The 22,001-nt window shown below is 43.0% G+C and carries 18 protein-coding genes; 16 read left to right on the forward strand and 2 right to left on the reverse strand.

The window, feature by feature from the left end:
* Window positions 1–5: 5 nt before the first annotated feature.
* The 6 genes from RYK49_RS02780 to RYK49_RS02805 all read left to right on the forward strand — a co-directional run bounded on the left by RYK49_RS02780 (window position 6) and on the right by RYK49_RS02805 (window position 4,377).
* Complete coding sequence (locus tag RYK49_RS02780) at window positions 6–1,856, forward strand: DUF2971 domain-containing protein (RefSeq protein WP_314830953.1); 1,851 nt, start codon at window positions 6–8, stop codon at window positions 1,854–1,856.
* A gap of 41 nt (window positions 1,857–1,897) precedes the next feature.
* Complete coding sequence (locus RYK49_RS02785) at window positions 1,898–2,443, forward strand: DUF1697 domain-containing protein (RefSeq protein ID WP_314830952.1); 546 nt, start codon at window positions 1,898–1,900, stop codon at window positions 2,441–2,443.
* The gene (locus RYK49_RS02790) at window positions 2,433–2,969 is read left to right on the forward strand and encodes a hypothetical protein (RefSeq protein WP_314830951.1); all 537 of its coding nucleotides are present in this window, start codon (window positions 2,433–2,435) and stop codon (window positions 2,967–2,969) included. The genes RYK49_RS02785 and RYK49_RS02790 overlap by 11 nt, the downstream gene beginning before the upstream one ends.
* The gene (locus tag RYK49_RS02795) at window positions 2,947–3,390 is read left to right on the forward strand and encodes a hypothetical protein (protein WP_314830950.1); all 444 of its coding nucleotides are present in this window, start codon (window positions 2,947–2,949) and stop codon (window positions 3,388–3,390) included. Before RYK49_RS02790 ends, RYK49_RS02795 begins: the two co-directional genes overlap by 23 nt.
* 72 nt (window positions 3,391–3,462) lie before the next feature.
* Window positions 3,463–3,759, forward strand: a complete 297-nt coding sequence (locus tag RYK49_RS02800) for a hypothetical protein (protein WP_399555389.1) — start codon at window positions 3,463–3,465, stop codon at window positions 3,757–3,759.
* 150 nt (window positions 3,760–3,909) lie between these two features.
* On the forward strand, window positions 3,910–4,377 hold the full coding sequence (locus RYK49_RS02805; RefSeq protein WP_314830949.1) for an 8-oxo-dGTP diphosphatase: 468 nt from the start codon (window positions 3,910–3,912) through the stop codon (window positions 4,375–4,377).
* A 43-nt stretch (window positions 4,378–4,420) separates the two neighbouring features.
* On the opposite strand, the gene RYK49_RS02810 is transcribed toward RYK49_RS02805, so the two are convergent.
* Both RYK49_RS02810 and RYK49_RS02815 read right to left on the reverse strand, forming a co-directional pair.
* The gene (locus tag RYK49_RS02810; protein WP_314830948.1) at window positions 4,421–4,954 is read right to left on the reverse strand and encodes a transcription repressor NadR; all 534 of its coding nucleotides are present in this window, start codon (window positions 4,952–4,954) and stop codon (window positions 4,421–4,423) included.
* 20 nt (window positions 4,955–4,974) lie between these two features.
* Window positions 4,975–5,499, reverse strand: a complete 525-nt coding sequence (locus RYK49_RS02815; RefSeq protein WP_002906384.1) for a membrane protein — start codon at window positions 5,497–5,499, stop codon at window positions 4,975–4,977.
* A gap of 274 nt (window positions 5,500–5,773) precedes the next feature.
* On the opposite strand from RYK49_RS02815, the gene RYK49_RS02820 reads away from it, so the two are divergent.
* The 10 genes from RYK49_RS02820 to RYK49_RS02865 all read left to right on the forward strand — a co-directional run bounded on the left by RYK49_RS02820 (window position 5,774) and on the right by RYK49_RS02865 (window position 21,672).
* Window positions 5,774–6,112 (forward strand): zinc ribbon domain-containing protein YjdM, encoded by a 339-nt coding sequence (locus RYK49_RS02820; RefSeq protein ID WP_002897401.1) that lies wholly within the window; start codon window positions 5,774–5,776, stop codon window positions 6,110–6,112.
* Window positions 6,113–6,119: 7 nt separating this feature from the next.
* Entirely contained in the window at window positions 6,120–6,755 is a 636-nt protein-coding gene (locus RYK49_RS02825) for a Pr6Pr family membrane protein (protein WP_314830947.1), read from the forward strand.
* Between the two features lie 132 nt (window positions 6,756–6,887).
* A complete protein-coding gene (locus RYK49_RS02830; protein WP_314830946.1) occupies window positions 6,888–9,422 on the forward strand; it encodes a pneumococcal-type histidine triad protein in 2,535 nt (844 codons plus the stop codon).
* 233 nt (window positions 9,423–9,655) lie between these two features.
* Window positions 9,656–10,174: a bifunctional pyr operon transcriptional regulator/uracil phosphoribosyltransferase PyrR gene (gene pyrR, locus RYK49_RS02835; RefSeq protein ID WP_048772781.1), complete on the forward strand. Its 519-nt coding sequence runs from the start codon at window positions 9,656–9,658 to the stop codon at window positions 10,172–10,174.
* An 8-nt stretch (window positions 10,175–10,182) separates the two neighbouring features.
* Window positions 10,183–11,466 (forward strand): solute carrier family 23 protein, encoded by a 1,284-nt coding sequence (locus RYK49_RS02840; protein WP_314864800.1) that lies wholly within the window; start codon window positions 10,183–10,185, stop codon window positions 11,464–11,466.
* A gap of 110 nt (window positions 11,467–11,576) precedes the next feature.
* The gene (locus RYK49_RS02845) at window positions 11,577–12,494 is read left to right on the forward strand and encodes an aspartate carbamoyltransferase catalytic subunit (protein ID WP_048772785.1); all 918 of its coding nucleotides are present in this window, start codon (window positions 11,577–11,579) and stop codon (window positions 12,492–12,494) included.
* Between the two features lie 114 nt (window positions 12,495–12,608).
* Window positions 12,609–13,685: a carbamoyl phosphate synthase small subunit gene (locus RYK49_RS02850; RefSeq protein WP_314864802.1), complete on the forward strand. Its 1,077-nt coding sequence runs from the start codon at window positions 12,609–12,611 to the stop codon at window positions 13,683–13,685.
* Window positions 13,686–13,708: 23 nt separating this feature from the next.
* Entirely contained in the window at window positions 13,709–16,888 is a 3,180-nt protein-coding gene (carB, locus tag RYK49_RS02855; protein ID WP_314864804.1) for a carbamoyl-phosphate synthase large subunit, read from the forward strand.
* Window positions 16,889–17,163: 275 nt separating this feature from the next.
* The gene (locus RYK49_RS02860) at window positions 17,164–18,102 is read left to right on the forward strand and encodes a metal ABC transporter solute-binding protein, Zn/Mn family (protein WP_314830942.1); all 939 of its coding nucleotides are present in this window, start codon (window positions 17,164–17,166) and stop codon (window positions 18,100–18,102) included.
* A gap of 9 nt (window positions 18,103–18,111) precedes the next feature.
* Window positions 18,112–21,672: a pneumococcal-type histidine triad protein gene (locus RYK49_RS02865; protein WP_314864806.1), complete on the forward strand. Its 3,561-nt coding sequence runs from the start codon at window positions 18,112–18,114 to the stop codon at window positions 21,670–21,672.
* Window positions 21,673–22,001: the final 329 nt, after the last annotated feature.

Here is a 22,001-nt window from a genome sequence, read left to right on the forward strand (position 1 = left end):
ATGAAATGGAACGGATAAATTATTTTACAGATAAATTTAGTGGCTCTGAATTAGAAGATTATTTTGATTCCTTAAATGAAGAAAAACTGAAATATGAACTTAAAAATTATATTAATCAATATTTAAAGTTATCTGAAGAAGAACAATTAAAATATGCTGAACGTGTCTTGTATGTTTGTATGAATTTAATAGAAAAAATAGATAAGACCACAGCAAAAAATATATTAGTTACACTAAATAAAATATTATTAAATAATGTCCAGTCATTTAATTGGTTTGAAAGTTTTGAATTTTTAACAAGTTTGTATTATTATTTGTATCAAACAAAAGAGTATGAAGATTATTGTATATTGTTTGAAAATGAGAGTTATTTCTTTAAAATTCTTGATTTAATATGTAACTATAATATAGAAAATAGTGAAATAATTTTTTCAGATATACTTTCAGTTTTTGTTAAATTATTTGAACAAAATAGTTTGCCAGAAGAAAGAAGAGACTATTTTAAGAGGGAATTAGAATCATTCATTAACTTCATATTTAAAGATAATAATTTTAAAGACATTGCATATTGGTATTTTGAATTAGATGAGTTGTTGTCTATTTTTAAAATTGAACATCTCGAAACAATTAGTAACTATTGTATTAATAACCCTCAATCTTATAGTGTTGGGAAATATTTGGATTTTGTATCAAGATATTTTGATGACATAATTGAAGATTCAATAGAAGTGATTCGAAAGATAGCAAAAGAAAATGATTCTGATATAATTCGAGATCAAGCAATTAAATTAGTTAAAATGTATGATGAGCGTCATAGTAGTGATGAAGGCGCCATTTTAAAAAAAGAGAGTGATTCTGGATTTATACTGTCTGAAAATTACAAGGAACTTTTGAATCAAGCAGAAGTTATTATTGATGATATTCGTTCTAATTTGACTATTGCTTCTAAAGATTTAAAAACAATCGGCTCTTTTGGACATTATACTAAGATTGATACTTTAACAAATTTTCTTATAAAAGCAGACTGGAAAAATCAAAATAATTCTGAAACTCAACCTCCATTTTTACGACTTACTAATCTAAAACAGTTAAACGATCCAATGGAAGGAAGGGCAATACACGATTACTTGGGTATTGATAATACATTTTTCCATAACTATCAAACTTCCAATGTGTTTATATCTTCCTTAACTGTAGTTTCTGATAGCCTACCTATGTGGAAAGAATACGCAGATTCATGTCAAGGAGCATTCCTTGAATATGACATGAGTTATCTTGAACATATTGTTGCTCATAAATCCATTGAATTTGTTAAAATTCATTACTTAGATTTGAATTCTGGCGCTAAAGATGAATCAGATGTTGGTAAAGCCCTAGATATTCTAAAACAAATTTTTGAAAAAATGCAAGAGTTTGAAGGTGAAACTCCACTAAGTGACTTGGCGGAAAAATTAAAAAAGATTTCTTATCTTTTTAAAGTAAAAGATTACGAATATGAGATGGAGTATCGTATTCTAATCAATCTAGATGATACTTCTGTAAAAACACTTATTGAAAATCATAATAAAAGTTTAGATAAAAATAAGGATTTATTAAATGATAAATCCTTGAAGAAAGAAGATATTGGGTTAGAAATTTTTGATAAAGTTAACTATAACGATTTTAGGAAGTATATAGTATTAAGCCCGAAAGATAATGGCAGATACGATCTATTTGTATACATTAATCTGGCTCCTTTGAAATACTCAAAAGTCATTCTAGGTCCAAAGGTTACAGATGCAGACTATATTGCTCCTTATCTCAAACTTGCCAATCCTGATATAGTAATAGAGAGTTCGAAAATTCCCTATCGTTAGAGAAAATAACTGTTTTAAAACATACAAACAAGGAGCACTATATGCGTTATGCACTTTTACTCCGCGGCATCAATGTCGGCGGGAAAAACAAGGTCGTTATGGCTGATTTGAAGAAAGATTTGACTGGGTTGGGGTTTGAAAATCCAGTTTCCTACGTTAACAGCGGCAACCTCTTCTTTGATAGCGAGGAGCAGGAGGAGAGGATTCGGGAGATCTTGTCGGCTTATTTCAGTCAGTCTTACGATTTCCCTCTGCCTTTTGTCCTTGTCAGCTCTGCCATGCTTGAAAAAGAAACAGTAAATCTGCCTACTTGGTGGCAGGATGAAACAGCCTTTCGGCGAGATGTTCTCTTTTATCTGCCAGAAGTAGACAGGGAAAGTGTTCAAGAGCTCGCAGGCAGTTGGGCTAATGACAAGGAGCAGCTGCATTTTGGCCAGACGGCTTTCTTTTATAGCAATGCTGACCAAGCGGACTATCTCAAGTCCAACTACCATAAGAAACTGCTCAAGTCTAGTTTCTACAAGCAACTGACTATCCGAAATGGCAATACTTTCCAGAAGATTGTGGAGTTGGTGAATGAAAAGTAAAACCAAAAAGAAAACTAAAAACAAAAGAAAAGTAAAAGCTCAGGGAAATAAATTTAGTATTTGGTTGGAAAAACATTGGATAGTAGAAGCTCTTTTAGGTTATATATTCTTTATTATGGTTGCGATTGGAGTGGGATTTTTAACATTTGGAAATAAGTCAATTCCGGGTCCGCTTCGAGAGTTTAAATATGTTAGCCCTTTGTATATAAATTTGGTTTTCTTGATTGCTCTTCCATATTATTCCTGGTTTGGAAGTCTAAGAGAAGAAGGCTTCAACACGTTGAAAGGTTTTTCAGAAGTTTTTCTTTATCTTAATGGTCTACTTTTTCTTTTGCATTATTTTATAGGAATAGAATTAGAAGACGAAGAGGGATTTCTGCCACCATTGTGGAACTTGAATCCTCGCTATGTTTGGTTTCCGATTGCTACCTATCTAATCTTTTTCTTCATACCAGCGTTAACGATGTTGATTTTGAAATATAATGAAAAAAAGAGGAAAAAACGTGACCAAAGAAAATCTCTCTAAGTTATTTTCATTTAAAACACTCTATCTGTCCTTGCTAACCTTTGTCATTCTTCATTTGATTTTGTTAGCTTTTGGTCTATCCTTTACTCCGGTTTTGTGGAATGCCTGGTTTTTTATTCTTTGTTTGACCTTCTTTATCCATTCTTGGATAGTCTTTTTTAGGATAAGAGATTTTCATTGGTATCACCCCATTTTTGAATTATTCAGTGCACTAGTGGCACTTTATCTTTGGTTTTCGGCATTCTTTGCTTTGTCAATCATTCCGAATCCAGCCATGCCCATCAATATAGACTATCATATACAAGATAATGAAATCATCATTGTCAGAGGTTTTGTGGTCCATAGTACCTATGAACATCATGAATTGATCAATCCCTTTATCATGAAGTCAGAAGTGAAATATAACGAAGATATGTTTTAATAACTTAGAAAGTGAGCAAATCCATAGCCTGTTTTAGATCTAGTCATAATCTCGAGAAGAGGAAAAATTATTTTGAAATATTTAAATGTGTTTAGAATGGCTTATCTTGCCTTGTTATCCTTTGTCATTTTCCATCTTATTTTATTAACATTTGGTTTAGCATTTATTCCAACTTTGTGGAATATCTGGTTGCTTTGTCTTGGTTTAACCTTGTTGTTGCATTTATGGGCTCGATTTTATAAATCAAAGATAGATCAAAAGCGTCATCTTATCCTAGAGCTCCTTAGTGCTTTTGTAGTTTTTTGTATCTGGGGTGTTTCACTTTTAGCTTTTTCTTTTATAGAAGATTCACGCATTCCATTACAGTAGATTTTAGAATAGTAGATAGAGAAGTTATCATCGTTAGAGGAACTTTGCTTCATGGTTATCGTGAATACCACGATTTAGTTAATCCTTTTATGATGAAGTCTGAAGTAAAATATCGAGATGAATATTAACAAATAGAAAGCGAGTGAATCCATGTCACGTTCCCAAAAAACAATCCTAACAAACATCTGCCTTGTCGAAGATAAGGCGCGAGGTAAAGTCCTAATGCAGTATCGCTCTCCTGAGCACTATCGTTGGTCTGGATATGCTTTTCCGGGTGGTCATATTGAAAAGGGAGAATCTCTCCATGATTCAGTTGTCCGTGAGATTTTAGAGGAAACGGGGTTGACTATTTCTCATCCGAAATTGGTCGGGGTAAAGAACTGGCATACGGATGAGGGGATTCGCTACATCGTCTTTTGCTACAAAGCGACCGAATTCTCCGGTCAGATTCATTCGACTGAAGAGGGCGAGATCTCTTGGGTAGACAAGGAAACCTTGCCTCAGCTGGACTTAGCCTACGATATGCTAGAACTTCTGCGTATGATGGAAGATGAGGAACTGTCAGAATATTACTATCACGAGCGCATAAAAGGTGGTTGGCGCAAGAGTATGTACTAAAAAGACTGACTAGGTTGAGGCCTAATCAGTCTTTTTTTGCTTGTTATTTATCCTGTAAAAATCCTAGGTCTCTCAAGGCGGCTTCTACATAGTCCAAATCCTGCTGGGAGTCGGCTTGTACTAGGTGATAGTGGACTCCATCTGTCAGCTCAGATAAAGGGCGAAAGGCACAGGATGAGACTTGTTGCAGAAAATGTTGAACATCGCGGCGGCAGGTCAGCTTCAGGTAAGTCTGGATTTCGCCATAAACTGGATGCTCAATCAAAATAGTCTGTACGCGTCCGCCATTATCCACTATAGCCAGCAGCTCGTCCTCCATATCCTCAGCCCCATGCTTAACCTTGAAGAGCTGATGAACAGCAGTGCTGTCTTGGCGGTCTTTATAAAGATAGCCACGATTGGTTGAGAGGATGGGTGCGCCGTCTGCCCGCAAGAGGGCAATATCTTGCACGATAATTTGTCTGGTCACATGGAAATGCTCCGCAAGTGACTGGCCATTGAGGGCAGCAGATGATGTTTTCAAAAGGTTTAATAGTTCTTCTCGTCTTTGCTTGGTCATAGCTTCATTGTAAACCAAAAGTCAGGAATCTTCAAGCTCTAGCGAATCTTTTTCAGCGCTTGATAGATGAACTTAGCAATGACAAAGTCGACCATGCTATGGATGACCGTACCAAGTCCAACCAGACCAAATAAGATATAGAAAGCATTGGCCGGATAGGCAGAAGTCGTGTAAAAGAGGATGCAGACGACCACTTCGCCAAAGGCATGAATCAAGGCTAGTAGGAAATTAAATATCCAAGTCTTCTTCTGGCTGTCCAGTGTGTCCGGGTGCTTTTGCAGATAAAGAGCGCCGATGCTAGCAAAGAGCAAGTGGGATAGGGCTCTGAGCGTGATGATAAAAGGAAGTCCGGACATTCCAAACCCAATAGCAGAACCAATCACAACAATCACCGTCATGAGAGGGGAGATAAACATAGCCAAAAAGATAGCGACATGACTGGCTAAGGTGAAGGAAGCGGGCGGAATGACAATTTTAATTGGCATAACTAGTGGGATAACAATAGCTAGTGCAGTCAAAAAAGCGGTCAGTGTCATAAACTGATTTTTAGATTTTGGTTTCATAGTGACTCCTTTTTATCTGTATATACACTAGTATAGTACACTGTTTTTGCAGAAAGGTCAAGACCTGTAGGAAATCCTAAAAGAGATTTGTCAAAATGCTTAAAATAGCTTATACTAGAAAGGTGTGGAAATAGGAGTAAACTAGATTTTCAGGATTTAGTTGGCCTTCACATCGTTTAGTGTTCTGATGGACTTGAAAAATGAAAGAAGAGCTTAATCATATATAGAAGGCTGGTATGGAAATTTAGCAGCCTTGACTAGAAATGGAGAAAAAATGAACAACTTACCAAACTGCCCCAAATGTAATTCAGAGTATGTCTACGAAGATGGAACGCTCTTGGTCTGCCCAGAGTGCGCCTATGAGTGGAATCCAGCTGAGGTCCAAGAAGCAGAAGAAGGACCAGTTGCAATTGATGCTAATGGCAATAAGCTGGCTGATGGTGACACAGTTACCTTGATTAAGGACCTGAAGGTCAAAGGAGCACCCAAGGATCTCAAGCAGGGAACGCGCGTGAAAAATATCCGCATCGTAGAAGGCGACCATAATATCGACTGTAAGATTGACGGCTTCGGTGCGATGAAGCTCAAGTCAGAGTTTGTTAAGAAAATTTGAGGTCTCTATGAATCGTCGTTTTATCTTAATTTATCGAATTATTCTTTTTATCCTGGCCTTTCTAGGGGTGTATCTGGAAATCACTAAGTATGGCGTGGGCATGCTCATGTACTATACGGTTTTGTCCAATCTCTTGGTCCTGCTCTTTACGGGCTATCTGGTCTATCTGATGACGAGATCTGGCGATGCTTGGAAAGCGCCGAAAATCTTGAGAATCAAGGGCGGGGTAACCATGTCCATCATGATTACTTGCGTCGTTTACCACCTCTTGCTAGCCCCAATTGCGACAGATTTTTACCGTCTGGAGAATTTTCTGTGTCATTACGTAGTACCCTTGGCCTTTCTTCTGGATACAGTAATCTTTGACAAGTCGCGTCAGTACCGTTGGTTTGATCCGATTTCTTGGACGAGTGTGCCTTTGGTCTACATGGCCTTTGCTCTCTTTAATGGCTTTTTCTTGAAAATAGATATTCCAAGATCCAAGGACAATCCATTTCCTTACTTTTTCCTCAATGTCTTTAAGAAAGGCTGGCCCTATGTCATCAAGATGTCTCTGATTATCTTTGCGGCCTATTTGGTTTTTGGTTTTGTCTTTTACGGGATAAAGTCCATCTCTTTCTCAAAGAAAAAAGCTTCAGAGTGACATGTGAATTTTAGATGAAAAACAGATTTGCTCTGTTTTTTATTTTGTTTCGATTTTTTCTTGCCATTATCAGATTTGTATGATATAGTTAACTAGTTAACGATTAACCAGTTAAACAAAAAGGAGGAAAGAATGAAACAGAATAAAAAACTGTTAGGATTAGCAGGGATCATTCTAGCTTGTAATCTTTGCTTGGCTGCTTGTCAATCTCAGACATCTCAACAGGAAAGCAGTCAAGAGAAGGTGAAGACCAAGCAAGAAGTGAAGAAGAAAAGTAAGGCGACCAAAAAAGGACAAGTTCCTGGTGTTGATAAGCCGACGGATGATGGTTTTCTCTTCAAAAGTGAGTCTCAAATTAAAGCTAGAACTAGTGAAGGTTTGATTTTAGAGCATGATGGCCATACGCACTTTATTTTTTATTCTGATCTAAAGAATAGTAAATGGGCCTATCTGATACCAAAAGATGGACAAGTGCCTGCAGGCTCCCCTCAGCTGGCAAATCAAATGAGCACTGCTGATGATGGCTATGTTTTTAATCCTAGAGACATTGTATCAGAAGACCAATACGGCTATGTTGTGCGTCACGGGGATCATTTTCATTATATTTTGAAGCAGTCTGTGGGGAATCTTGCTCAAGCACCGAGTTATCGTCCAACGCCGCCTAGCAATACTACTGGACCTGTTTATCAGCCAACGCTTAGACCTTCTGTTCCCCAGCAGCAAGGGACAACTAAACGCCAGTTTGCTGGGATTGATTATCCTACAAGTGATGGATTCTTATTTAGAGGTACCGGAGTAACCGGCAAGTTGGCTACTGGCTTGCTGGCAGATCATAACGGTCATACTCATTTTATCCCCTATGAGCAGCTGATTGCTTCGCCTTGGGAGTCATTGATTCCAGCGGAACATAAGAAAGCTGCTGAAGATGCCTACTATGGCCGGCAAGGGCAAGCACAGCCTTCACCAGAACCGTCGCCAGCTCCTACACCTGAGCCTGCGCCAAGTCCATCAGACGAGGAAGAAGAAATTGCCAAGAAAAAGGCCTATTTGGCTCAGCAATTAGGAATCGATGAAAGTCTGATTCAGGTGAGCGATACAGATAAAGGAAAGGTATTTATCTATCCACATGGTGATCATAGCCATTCGACTTTGGTCAGTGAGATTGATCCGAGCAAGCCTTTTGACCCTCATGGAAATCCGCATGCTCATGACGCAGTTGGTATGGCAACCTTGAAAGCTCTAGGATTTGATGATGAAATCATTGAAGATATTTTACATGCTACGGCAGATACCCCATTCCCATCAGGTGAGACGGATACGGAAAAGATGAAAGCCTGGCTGGCAACTGTGAAGTATCTAAATATCGGCCAGCGCAAAGACCCTTTGCAGCGAAAAGGCTTAGAACTGATGCCAAATATTGAAGTTCTGGGAATTGGCTTTACTCCGATAAAGGACATCAGACCAGTGCTGCAATTTAAACATTTAAAACAGCTGTGGATGACAAAGACAGGCGTTACCAACTATGATTTCTTAAAAGAAATTCCGACCTTGGAAGGCTTGGACATTTCCCAGAATGGCATCACTGATTTATCTTTCTTGAAGCGTTATCCGAACCTCAAAACAGTGGCAGCAGCGGGAAATGACCTTACCGATATCTCACCGCTTGCGAAGTTGAAAAATCTGGAGTCATTGAACCTTGACTACAATAATATCTCTGATATTTCTGCTTTGACCAAGCTTGCAAAATTAAAAGCGGTAAGTTTAGAGCACAATCAACTGCACGATATTTCTGCTCTGAGCCAAAAAGAAGATTTAACAAGGCTTTTTTTATCCAACAATCCAAACTTAAATCTCAATACCCTCAAAGCTTCCCATCTGGAAGAATTAACAGCTGACAATTCCAATGTTGAGAGCTTGAACTTCCTGAAATCTAATCCAAATCTGACAACTCTGAGCCTAAATGGAAATCGTCTGACTTCGCTGGCAGGAGTTGAAGCTGCTAAGAACTTAGTTACCTTATCCGCAAGTCAAAACAAGATTACATCTTTGAACATTCCAGCCGCTCAGTCTTCCTTGAAGAATTTAAACTTGGCTGAGAATGAGCTGAAAAACTTGGAAGGAATTAATCAGTTTAGGTCTTTAGACAATCTGGCTGTCAACAAGAATAAAATCACAACCTTAGCGCTGCAGGAACCAAATAAGACGGTGACTTATATCAATGTCAGCGACAATCACATCCCTAAAGAAGAGCTTGAATTGAACGAAAATAAAATTCCGAAAGCTTTGGCGCAGCATTTTCCAGATGTTCAGGGTGGCAGCATTGATAATAATAAGCCGGCTGATGCAAAGGACGAAAAGAAGGAAGAGCCTAAGCAAAGTGAGCCTAATAAGGCAGATGTCCAAGGGAAGCCAGCATCCGATAAGCCAGCCTCAGTTGAAGCAAGCGGCCAAGGAGCTTCAAACGATAATGAGTATCCAGCTGGAACTCCTGAAGAGGACTTAAATGAGCGAACGGTGGATTCAGAAAACTCTTCTAAACCATCATCAGAAGAAGTGCCAACTGCTGAAAATCCTGAATTAAAAGATGCGACAGCTCAAGCAAAAAACAAAGAAAATCAAACGGATCCAAAAGATAAGGAAAAGGCGGAGAAAGAGGCTAGTCACTAATCCTTACCCAGTCAAGCAGAAAAAATACAATTTTTTTCTTGAAATAGTTTTGAAATTGTGATATAGTATAAAAAATTAAATAATCCTTTAATTCTATCCAGAGAGATAGACAAGGAGCAAGTAAAAAGATGGGTGGAGTGTAAGCAAGTGCGTCTTGTTTTAGCTTGCCTGACTAGATTTTTCTGAAGTCTCCTTGTATAAGGAGACTTTTTCTGTTGTTTGAGGAGGAAAGAATGAAAACAAAAGAGGTTGTCGATGACATCACCATGAATCGCGCGATTACGCGGATTACCTATGAAATCATTGAGCGCAACAAGGACTTAAACCAAGTGGTCTTGGCTGGGATTAAGACCCGCGGGGTTCACTTGGCTTACCGGATTCAGAAGCGGTTGGCTCAGTTGGAGAATATCGATATTCCAGTCGCAGAAATAGACACCAAGCCTTTCCGAGATGATATCAAGGTTGAGGAAGATACGACAGTGATTCCAGTGGATATTACCGACCGTCAAGTAATCCTGATTGATGATGTTCTTTACACAGGACGAACCATTCGAGCGGCTATCGACAATCTGGTCAGTCATGGGCGGCCGTCTCGTGTTGGTCTGGCTGTCTTGGTTGACCGTGGTCACCGCGAGCTGCCGATACGGGCAGACTATGTCGGCAAGAATATTCCGACTAGCCAAACTGAGGAGATTGTTGTTGAGGTGACTGAGACAGACGGTCAAGATCGCGTGTTGATTATGGGGGAGTAATAAGCTAAATGAGTCAAGATGTTAAGTATGATGTGCATGATATGCCAAAGCCAGGTTTGCTTTTAGGGCTATCCTTTCAGCACTTGTTCGCCATGTTTGGGGCGACAGTCTTGGTGCCAATTCTGGTTGGAATTGACCCAGCGGTAGCTCTTTTTTCCAGCGGTCTGGGAACACTGGCCCATCTGACTGTTACCAAATACAAGATTCCAGCCTACATGGGATCCAGCTTTGCTTATATTGCAGCCATGCAGATGCTGATGAAGACAGATGGTATCGGAGCGGTTGCACAGGGAGCCATCACTGGTGGTTTGGTCTACTTTATTGTAGCACTGATTGTTAAGTTTGCTGGCAATGCTTGGATTGATAAGGTGTTGCCGCCAGTAGTAGTTGGCCCCATCATCATGGTCATCGGTCTGAGCTTGGCTGGGACAGCTGTTAGCGATGTGATGAACAAGACTGTAGCTAATGGCGAAAAGGTTTATGATTTGACCTACTTCATTATCGGTATGGTTACTCTCTTGGCAGTCATCCTCTTTAATATCTATGGTAAGAAGATTGTGGGAATCATTCCAGTCTTGCTGGGCTTGATAGTCGGCTACATCTTTAGCTTGATTCTAGGGGCTGTGACTGGGCAGGAAATTGTGTCTTTTGCCAAGGTAGGAGAAGCATCTTGGTTCCACCTTCCGCCTATGAGTCTGCCTTTCTTGGACTACGATGTGAAATTTTACCCTAGTGCGATTTTAACTATGGCGCCTATCGCCTTTGTAACCATGACAGAACACTTCGGGCATGTCATGGTGCTGAATAGCTTGATAGGTAAGGACTTCTTCAAGGATCCAGGACTGGACAAGACCTTGACTGGAGATGGTCTGGCTCAGATTATTGCAGGACTTTTTGGAGCACCGCCAGTGACTAGCTACGGAGAGAATATCGGAGTTATGGCGCTCAATAAAATCTACAGCGTCTATGTCATTGCAGGTGCAGCAGTGCTGGCTATTGTCATGAGCTTTGTGGGTAAGGTCTCAGCCCTGCTCCAATCCATCCCGAGTCCTGTGCTGGGTGGTATTTCCATCGCCCTCTTTGGGGTAATTGCTTCGAGCGGTCTCAAGATTCTGATCGAAGCACAGACCAACTTTGACAATAAAAAGAATCTCTTGATTGCCAGTGTCATCTTGGTATCCGGTATCGGTGGTCTGACCTTGCAGCTGTCTGGTCTGCAAATCTCAGGAGTTGCCTTGTCAACTATTCTGGGAATTGTCCTCTATCTTGTCCTGCCTGAGCCCAAGGATTGAGCTAGGCGCTAAATCATTAACTTTCGTTCAAAAATAGCTTGCTCTCAGAGCGACTTTACTTGCAGCACTCTGGGAAGCCCTCATTCTTTCATATAAAGGAGAATTACATCATGTCATCCAATCAAATCGCTCTTAAGAACCTTGTTTCTATGGAAACTCTGTCAAATGAAGAAGTTATGGCCTTGATTAAACGCGGAATCGAATTTAAAAATGGCGCTAAAGTCCATTATGATGAGCAGCATATCGTGTCTAACCTTTTCTTTGAGTCATCTACACGGACCCACAAGGCCTTTGAAGTAGCAGAGTTGAAGTTAGGTTGCGATCTTCTGGACTTTGATGTCAAGACCAGCTCAGTCAACAAAGGAGAAACCTTGTATGATACTATCCTGACAATGTCTGCCCTAGGCGTTGATGTCTGTGTCATTCGCCACCCAGAAGTGGACTATTACAAAGAACTAGTGGAAAGCCCGACCATTACGACTTCTATTGTTAACGGTGGAGACGGTTCTGGTCAGCATCCTAGCCAAAGCTTGCTGGATTTGATGACTATTTATCAAGAGTTTGGTCGCTTTGAAGGACTCAAGGTTGCGATTGCTGGTGACTTGGACCATTCGCGCGTGGCTAAGTCAAATATGCAGATTCTCAAGCGCTTGGGTGCAGAGCTCTACTTTGCTGGTCCGGAAGAATGGCGGAGCCAAGAGTTTGCGGACTATGGTAAGTTTGTCACCATTGATGAGGTGATTGATCAAGTGGATGTCATGATGTTCCTGCGCGTGCAGCATGAGCGCCATGACTACGAGTCCATCTTTTCTAAAGAAAATTACCACAGACTGCATGGGCTGACTCAAGAGCGCTATGATCGCATGAAAGATACGGCGATTCTCATGCATCCGGCTCCAGTTAACCGTGATGTAGAAATTGCGGATCATCTGGTCGAAGCACCAAAATCGCGTATCGTTGAACAAATGACCAACGGCGTCTTTGTCAGAATGGCTATTATCGAAGCAGTTCTGAAAGGCCGTCAATAATCTCGGACAGTAGGCCGGGAGTGGGTGAGGCTATGTAAAGCAATCCCACTCCCTATTATTATATATCTTATGTGGATGGTCATGGGCGGTCTGCATCTTGGACAGGAGGGAAGAATGGCAAAGAGACTTTTAATATTAGAAAATGGCATGATTTTCGATGGGGAAGCTTTTGGAGCGGATCTTTTCGTGACAGGCGAAATCGTCTTTAACACAGGCATGACTGGCTATCAGGAATCGATTACAGATCAGTCTTATAACGGCCAGATTTTGACCTTTACCTATCCTTTGGTGGGAAATTATGGTGTCAACCGGGACGATTATGAATCCATTCTGCCAACCTGCAAGGGAGTGGTGGTCTATGAGTATGCACGTCGTGCAAGCAATTGGCGCCAGCAATTGTCTTTGGATGAGTTCCTCAAAATCAAGAAGATACCAGGCATTTCGGGAATTGATACAAGGGCGCTAACCAAGATTATCCGACAGCATGGAACTATGCGGGCGACCATTGCCAATGCGGATGATAGTATTGAGCATTTGCAAGACCAGCTTCAGGCTACAGTTCTGCCGACTGATAACATCAAGCAGGTGTCTACCAAGCAGTCTTATCCAGCTCCGGGAACGGGTCGCAGTGTGGTATTAGTGGACTTCGGTCTCAAGCATTCTATCCTGCGGGAGTTAGCCAAACGCAACTGTAGTGTGACAGTAGTACCTTATGATACCAGAGCTGAGGAAATTCTCCAGCTCAATCCTGACGGCGTCATGCTGTCAAATGGACCGGGAAATCCGGAAGATGTGCCGGAGGCTCTGGACATGATTCGTGGTGTTCAGGGCAAGATTCCAATTTTCGGAATCTGCATGGGACATCAGCTCTTCTCCATGGCTAATGGTGCAAAGACGCATAAGATGAAGTTCGGCCACCGTGGCTTCAACCATGCGGTACGTGAGATTGCGACAGGCCGAGTTGACTTTACAAGTCAAAATCACGGCTATGCAGTCAGTCGTGAGGATTTGCCAGAATGCCTGATTGTGACTCATGAAGAAATCAATGATAAGTCTGTCGAAGGTGTGCGCCATCGGGACTATCCAGCTTTTTCTGTGCAGTTCCACCCGGATGCTGCGCCGGGACCGCATGATGCAGATTATCTCTTTGATGAGTTTATGGAAATGATGGATGCCCATCAGGCTTACTAGGAAGCAAGATTGAGAGGTGCACTATGCCAAAACGTAAAGATATTCAGAAAATTATGGTCATCGGTTCTGGTCCGATTGTTATTGGTCAGGCTGCGGAGTTTGACTATGCTGGGACTCAGGCTTGCCTGTCCTTGAAAGAAGAGGGCTACAGTGTTGTCTTGGTTAATTCTAATCCAGCGACCATCATGACGGACAAGGAAATTGCAGACCGAGTTTATATCGAGCCTATCACGCTGGAGTTTGTTGCGCGGATATTGCGTAAGGAGCGGCCAGATGCTCTTCTGCCTACTCTGGGCGGTCAGACTGGACTCAATATGGCTATGGAATTATCCAAGTCAGGGCTTTTAGAAGAGCTGGGAGTGGAACTCTTAGGGACCAAGTTATCGGCCATTGACAAAGCGGAAGACCGGGATCTCTTCAAGCAGCTGATGGAAGAACTTGGCCAGCCCATCCCTGAGTCAGAAATTGTCAATACAGTGGATGAAGCGCTGGAATTTGCGGCTGGCATCGGCTATCCAGTCATTGTCCGTCCGGCATTTACACTGGGAGGAACTGGCGGTGGTATCTGTAGCAATGAAGAAGAGCTGCAGGAAATCGCAGAGAATGGCCTCAAACTCTCTCCAGTTACTCAATGTCTGATTGAGCGCTCTATAGCAGGTTTTAAGGAAATTGAATACGAAGTCATGCGGGATGGTGCCGACAATGCGCTGGTCGTATGTAATATGGAAAACTTTGATCCAGTCGGCATCCACACAGGTGATTCTATCGTTTTTGCACCTAGTCAGACCATCTCAGACTATGAGTACCAGATGCTGCGGGACGCCAGCCTCAAGATTATCCGTGCGCTGAAGATTGAGGGGGGCTGTAATGTGCAGCTGGCTCTGGACCCGCATAGCTTTAAGTACTATGTCATTGAGGTCAATCCGCGGGTTTCCCGCTCATCAGCCCTAGCCTCTAAGGCGACTGGCTATCCGATTGCCAAGTTGGCGGCGAAAATCGCAGTCGGACTTACATTGGATGAAATCATCAATCCAGTGACAGGCTCTACCTATGCTATGTTTGAGCCGGCTCTGGACTATGTAGTCGCTAAGATTCCACGCTTTCCATTTGATAAATTTGAGCAGGGTGAGCGACGTTTGGGAACCCAGATGAAGGCGACAGGGGAAGTCATGGCTATCGGCCGCAATATTGAGGAGAGTCTGCTCAAGGCTTGCCGTTCTCTTGAAGTTGGTGCGGACCACAACGAGTTGCCTGCTCTCAGTCAAGTAAGCGATGACGAGCTGATGAGGAAGATTGTCAAGGCGCAAGACGACCGACTTTTCTATATCTCAGAGGCCATTCGCCGCGGATACAGTCCGGATGAAATTGCTGAGTTGACTAAGATTGATGTTTTTTTTCTGGATAAGCTGCTCCATATTTACGAAATTGAGCAGGAGCTGGCCAGTCATATCGGAGATAGCTATGTGCTCAAGAAAGCCAAGCAAAATGGCTTTGCGGATACTAAGATTGCAGCCTTGTGGGACATGACAGCCGAGCAGGTGCGTCGCATCCGGCAGGAGCAGAAGATTGTGCCGGTTTACAAGATGGTGGATACCTGTGCTGCTGAGTTCGAGTCTGCGACGCCTTATTTCTATTCTACCTATGGCTTTGAAAATGAATCTGTCAAATCCAGCAAGGAATCAGTTCTGGTGCTGGGCTCTGGTCCTATCCGAATCGGACAGGGGGTCGAGTTTGACTATGCGACTGTTCATTCTGTAAAGGCTATTCAGGCAGCTGGCTATGAAGCGATTATCATGAATAGCAATCCAGAGACTGTATCGACTGACTTTTCTGTCTCTGACAAGCTCTACTTTGAGCCGCTGACCTTTGAAGATGTCATGAATGTCATTGAGCTGGAGCAGCCTAAAGGAGTTATCGTACAGTTTGGTGGGCAGACAGCCATTAATCTGGCAGAGCCACTGTCCAAGGCAGGTGTTAAGATTTTAGGTACCCAAGTAGCGGACTTGGATCGAGCTGAGGACCGGGATCTCTTTGAGCAAGCGCTGAAGGAACTGGATATTCCGCAGCCGCCGGGTCAGACAGCCACTAATGAAGAGGAAGCAGTAGAGGCTGCTCGTAAGATTGGCTTCCCCGTTCTGGTGCGACCTTCCTATGTCTTGGGTGGTCGTGCTATGGAAATCGTAGAAAACGAAGCGGATCTACGCTCTTATATGCGGACAGCGGTTAAGGCCAGTCCAGACCATCCGGTTTTGGTTGATTCTTACATTGTCGGTGATGAGTGTGAGGTTGATGCTATTTCTGATGGTCGTCAGGTCTTGATTCCTGGGATTATGGAGCATATCGAGCGGGCAGGAGTTCACTCAGGGGATTCCATGGCGGCCTATCCGCCGCAAACCCTATCGCAGAAAGTCAAGGATACCATTGCAGACTATACCAAACGTTTGGCTCTGGGACTCAACTGTATTGGTATGATGAATATTCAGTTCGTCATCAAGGATGAGCAGGTCTATGTTATCGAGGTCAATCCACGGGCCAGCCGGACTGTTCCTTTCTTGTCCAAGGTGACCGATATTCCGATGGCGCAAGTAGCGACTCGTTTGATTCTTGGGGAAACTTTGGCAGAGCTGGGCTATGAAGACGGCCTTCATCCAGAAAGTTCCATGGTTCATATCAAGGCACCGGTCTTCTCCTTTACCAAGCTGGCGAAGGTTGACAGTCTCTTGGGACCTGAAATGAAGTCTACCGGCGAAGTTATGGGCAGCGACCGCACTTTGGAAAAAGCGCTCTACAAGGCTTTTGAGGCTTCCTATCTCCATCTGCCAAACTTTGGAAATGTCGTCTTTACTATCGCAGACGACAGCAAGGAAGAAGCCCTGCAGCTGGCACAGCGTTTTGCCAATATTGGCTATGGTATCTGGGCAACCAAGGGAACAGCCTCCTATTTTGAAAATCATGGCCTACACGTCCGTCTGGTGGAAAAAATCGGCAGTGATGATAACAAAGATATCCCAGCCTATATCCGCAAGGGCAAGGTTCAAGCTATTATCAACACAGTCGGAACCAAGCGGACAGCTGACAAGCATGGTCAAATTATCCGTAGCTCAGCTATTGAGCACGGAGTACCACTCTTCACAGCCTTGGACACGGCCGATGCCATGCTGAAAGTGCTGGAAAGCCGTAGTTTCACTACAGAGGCGATATAGAGCTGGAGTTTTCAGTTCCAGATTGTCATTTGACAGTCTGAAAAGTAATCTCATACAGTTAAGCTTGAGAAATGCATTTTTCCAATCTTATTCTGTCCTTGAATAGTCATAATAAATAACCTTTCAAAATATATTTAAATTAAAAGCAAAGAGGAAGCGGGAAAGAATCCTACTTCCTTTTGCTTTATTTTCTTAAAAAACTTGACAAAGAAGTTGACAAAGTGTATGATATTAACCAGTTAATAAACTGGTTAATAATTAGTTAAGGAGATATTGTGAAACGAGCTTTAAAAATCTCAGCTTGCCTTAGTCTGCTGGCTCTTGCCTTGTGTCTTTGGGCTTGTCAGTCTCAAAAGGAATCCAGTCCATCCAGTTCGTCGCAAGGCTTGAAGATCGTAACCAGCTTTTATCCTATCTACTCCATGGTTAAGGCTATATCGGGCGATCTGAATGATGTGCGCATGATTCAGTCTAGTAGCGGCATTCATGATTTTGAGCCTTCAGCCAATGATGTGGCAGCCATCTATGATGCAGATGTCTTTGTCTATCACTCACGGACCTTGGAGTCTTGGGCTGGCGAGCTGAATCCTAGTCTCAAGAATTCCAAGGTTCAAGTCCTTGAGGCTTCCCAGGGTATGAAGCTGGATCGGGTTGCAGGCTTGGAAGATGTCCAAGCAGGAGAGGGAGTGGATGAGAAGACGCTCTATGACCCCCATACATGGTTGGATCCTCAGAAGGCTGCGGAGGAAGCTCAGATTATCGCTGACAGACTGTCGGATCTGGATAGCGACCATCGGGATATTTATCAAGCCAATGCTCGAAAATTTCAAGAAGAGGCCAAGGAGCTGAACGAGCGTTACCAGAAGATTTTCGACAAAGTACCCAACAAGACCTTTGTCACCCAGCATACATCTTTTTCTTATCTAGCCAAGCGCTTCGGGCTGATCCAGCTGGGTATTGCTGGTATTTCACCGGAGCAGGAGCCTAGTCCACGCCAACTGACAGAGATAGAAGATTTTGTCAAGGAGCACAAGGTCAAGACCATTTTTGTGGAAAGCAATGCTTCTTCCAAAGTGGCTCAAACCTTGGTCAAGGCGACCGGTGTACAAATCAAGGAGCTGAATCCTCTGGAAGCAGACCCAGCCAACCAACTATCTTATTTAGAAAATTTAGAAGAAAATCTAGCTGTTTTAGCTAAAGATTTGAAAGGATAAAGGAAAACCATGAAAAAGAAATATTTCCTAGCTTCAGCAGCTGTATTAGCTCTCGGCCTCGGAACTTACGGGCTTATCCAATGGCAAGCTCAGCCCAGAACCCAGACCAAAGATAACAAAGTAGCCTATATTGAGGACAAGACTTCGGGTGACAAGACGGATAAAAATAAAAATTTGACGCCTGAGCAAATCAATGATGATGAAGGTATTGAAGCAGAGCAAATCGTCGTGAAAATCACGGATCAGGGCTACGTCACTTCTCATGGAGACCATTATCATTACTTTGATGGAAAGGTGCCTTTTGATGCCATTATCAGCGAAGAGCTGATTATCCGAGATCCTAACTACACTTTGCAGGAAGCAGATATTGTCAATGAGGTCAAGGATGGTTATATTATTAAGGTGGAGGGGAAGTATTATCTCTACCTCAAGGATGCCAAGCATACCCGTAATGTCCGCTCGGTAGATGAGATTGCCCGGCAGAAGAAGCTGCATAAGACCAAGGAAGAAGGCGATAGTGGCAAATCTTCCACTACAAAATCAAGCAGGACTCGCGATTTCAGCCAACCTAGCAAGTCCTTAGCTGCGGGAAAGACGGCGGCAGACCTTGCAGGAATTTCCCACCAAGGGCAAGGGGGATATAAAACGGATGACGGCTATACTTTTAGCCCGTCAGACATCATCGAAGATACAGGTGATGCTTTTATCGTGCCGCATGGCGGGCATTTTCACTACATTCCTAAAAGCGACTTGTCGCCGGCAGAATTGGCAGCAGCTCAGAGCTACTGGAATAGCAGACGGGCTGGCGGACGAGTGAATCCGCCTAACTACGGCAGGACGGTTGCTTCTTCCAATACTTGGAATCAGAATAGTGCTGACAATCAGGGTGGAGCTGTCTCAAATCCGTCTCCACAGCTGCCAAATCATTCAAAGATTGAGCAACCAAGACCTGGCTTAGCGGTTACTCAGCCGAGTCCGTCCAATCCGCTTCAGCCGTCTCAACCATCTCAACCATCTCAGCCATCCTTGCCAAGTCTGCTGCAGCAACTCTATGCCCTGCCTCAGTCTCAGCGCTATCATGAAGGGGACGGTGTAGTGTTTGACCCGCTGAAAATCAGTCGTCGGACAGAAAATGGAGTCGTTATACCCCACGGAGACCACCATCATTTCATTCCTTATGACAAGCTGTCAGACTTGGAGGCAAAGATTGCCCGCTTGATTCCTATTGGTTATACTTACCAGCCACTGGGAGATCCACTGCAAGCTTCGAAGCCTCAGCTACCGTCACAGCCTAATCACGACCATGGTTTTCATGCGGAGGCTGTCATTGGCAAGGACGATCAAGGCTACATGGTATCGCATGGAGATCATGCTCATTACTTTTACAAGAAAGACTTGACTGCTGAACAGATTCAAGCAGCGGAGCAGGCCTTGACCAAGCAGCAACCAGCAAAACCGTCAGCAGCGGTCAATGACGCTGAACGCTATTCACGCGATGCCAGCGATGAGGAAAAGATTGCTTATATCTGCCAGACCTATGGGGTTCCCAAGGAAGCAGTTCGCATCTCAAATGGTTTCTTTGTCTTTAATAACCCTGACCAGGCTTATGATCCAACTCATATCCACCCCTATGCTGTCCGCAAGGAGCATGTTCGCATTCCTCTGGTAACGGGCAATGCAGAGCTGGACTTCATGAATGAGCTCTACACAACAGCCTTGCGCTCTGGTCTTTCGCCTTACAGTCTGCAAGTGGAAGATGGTCAGTTTGTCATTCCTCATGGCGACCACAACCACTATATCAAAATCCAGTCCAAGGGCGCAGCAGAAGCCTTGAAAAATCGTCTGCCTCAGATTCAATCTAAGTATGAGCAGGGCGATTATGATGAGGCTGCTGTTTTGCGAAAAGTAGAAAATCTAAAAGCGGACAGTCAGCGTCTTTATGCCGATGATCCTCTTATGCAGCGGCGGATTGAGCTAGCTTTGGGACAGTTCGTGGAAACTATGAAGAAGCTGCCTAGCAACTCAACAGCTGGCTACCTGAGCAGTCTGGATAACTTTGATAAGCAGTTTATCCATGTGGATCAAACGGTCAAGCCAATCCAAGAGACCGAGCTGGACAAGACCTATCAAGGACTTTTGGAGAGAATGAACCGACTTGACACGGATAGTTATGGAATGAAGAAAGCTGACTTGCTACAGCGTCTGCAAAATGCTTATGCTGGCCAGAATCAAGCTGAAATGGTAGAGCTAGGACAATTACTATCTGCTTTAGAAGATTATCATGATCGGACAGGCGTCACAGCGGTTGAGTATATTCGTTATTTCTACCAAGCTTTGGAGGATGGACGTTTGAGCCCTGAGCTGCGCAGAAAAGCAGCCGAGCTGACCTTGACTCTCTATAAGTCTCAAGCCTTTATAGAAGCGACTAATCTCCAGCAGCTTTTTCCTGCCCTCTATCAGACTAAGAAAGAAATTGCAGCAGCCCTTGCTAGCGGTCAGCCTTCTCCGTCCTCTGAAAAGACAGAACTAGATCAGGGCGAGCCCGATCAGCCAACCTACAAAGCCATGATTTATGACTTTTTGAAAGGTATTTATGATGATTTTGGAACGACAGATGATAGCGAAAAGAGCGCTCAAGCACTTGTCTTCCTTGGAAAAGCGCAGGAACTGCTTGGAGAAATAAAGGACCAAAACAGCCGAGCAGACTATGCAGCTAGAATCTTAGAACTAGGCAAGGAATTAAAGAGCAGCAGCTCAGATAAGCAAGCTTTACTGACAGCAAGTCAGAAGCTTTTGGATCAGATGAGCCGAATCATTGCTGGACAAAAGGAAGAGCCGTCTAATACGGAAAATCAGGAAGTTTATCAACAGCTTTATAATCTGCTCATGTCTATCCATCAGTATTTGGAAAAGAATCAAGGAAGTGAGCAGCAATACCAGCAGCTGGACCAGCTTTTTGATAAGCTTGGACAGAGAGCTACAGACAAGAAAGAGCTGCTCAAGGAGATCTTGGCCTTCCAGCAGTCACTCGTCCATTCTGAGGGGGCAAGCGACTCTGATTCTCAGCATAGGGACGATGACGGCTATCACTTTAATCTGCAGGATATGGTCGGAGCGGATGAGCAAGGCTATCGGGTAGCCCATCTGGACCACGAGCATTATATTTACAAGAAAGACTTATCAGAAGCTGAGCGCCAAGCAGCAGATGCCTATGCGGTGCAAAAAGGCTTCCTCAAAGCATCAGCTGAACAACCTGCTTCTGGTCAGCCATCCAGCAGCAGTGCTCCAGAAACTGCGCAAAATGGCAATCTACCTTCCGATTCTAATGCTGCAGAAACAGCCCAAAACCAATCTGACAAACCAGCAGAAGCTTCGACAGCTGCAAACCCAACTGGTCAATCAAGCTTAGCAGCGAGTTTTGGCATGGCAGAGGAAGCGTTCAACCAGAAATTGCAGGAGCTTTCTCAGCTCTACGGTGTCAGCCCAGAGACTTTCAGCTACAATCCAGCAACCAGAAGCATCAGCTTTACAGGAACTGACGGCCAACTGAAAACTGTTCAGATTAGCTAAGCTTACATTTTGATGTAAAAACAACAATACAACGAATGATGAAGACTAAGCCAAGTCTAATACCATCATTCGTTTTTGATTTTTACAACCCTATACTTATTTGATTGATATTGTGTTAAAATAAACAGAGAAAATAATAAGGATTGGAAAGGTATGCTTATTATTGGAATGATTTGACCATTGCTTGGAGAGGAATATTAAAATGAGATTATTCAATTATACATTTGAAGAAAGTCAATGTTTAGGAGTAAAGTGTTTAAATTATCCGAATATATTGTTCTATGCAAATCACAAAAAACCACAGAAATTCCTCGTGAACTTCTGTGGTT

This window comes from uncultured Streptococcus sp. (assembly GCF_963525625.1).
Lineage (GTDB): Bacteria > Bacillota > Bacilli > Lactobacillales > Streptococcaceae > Streptococcus.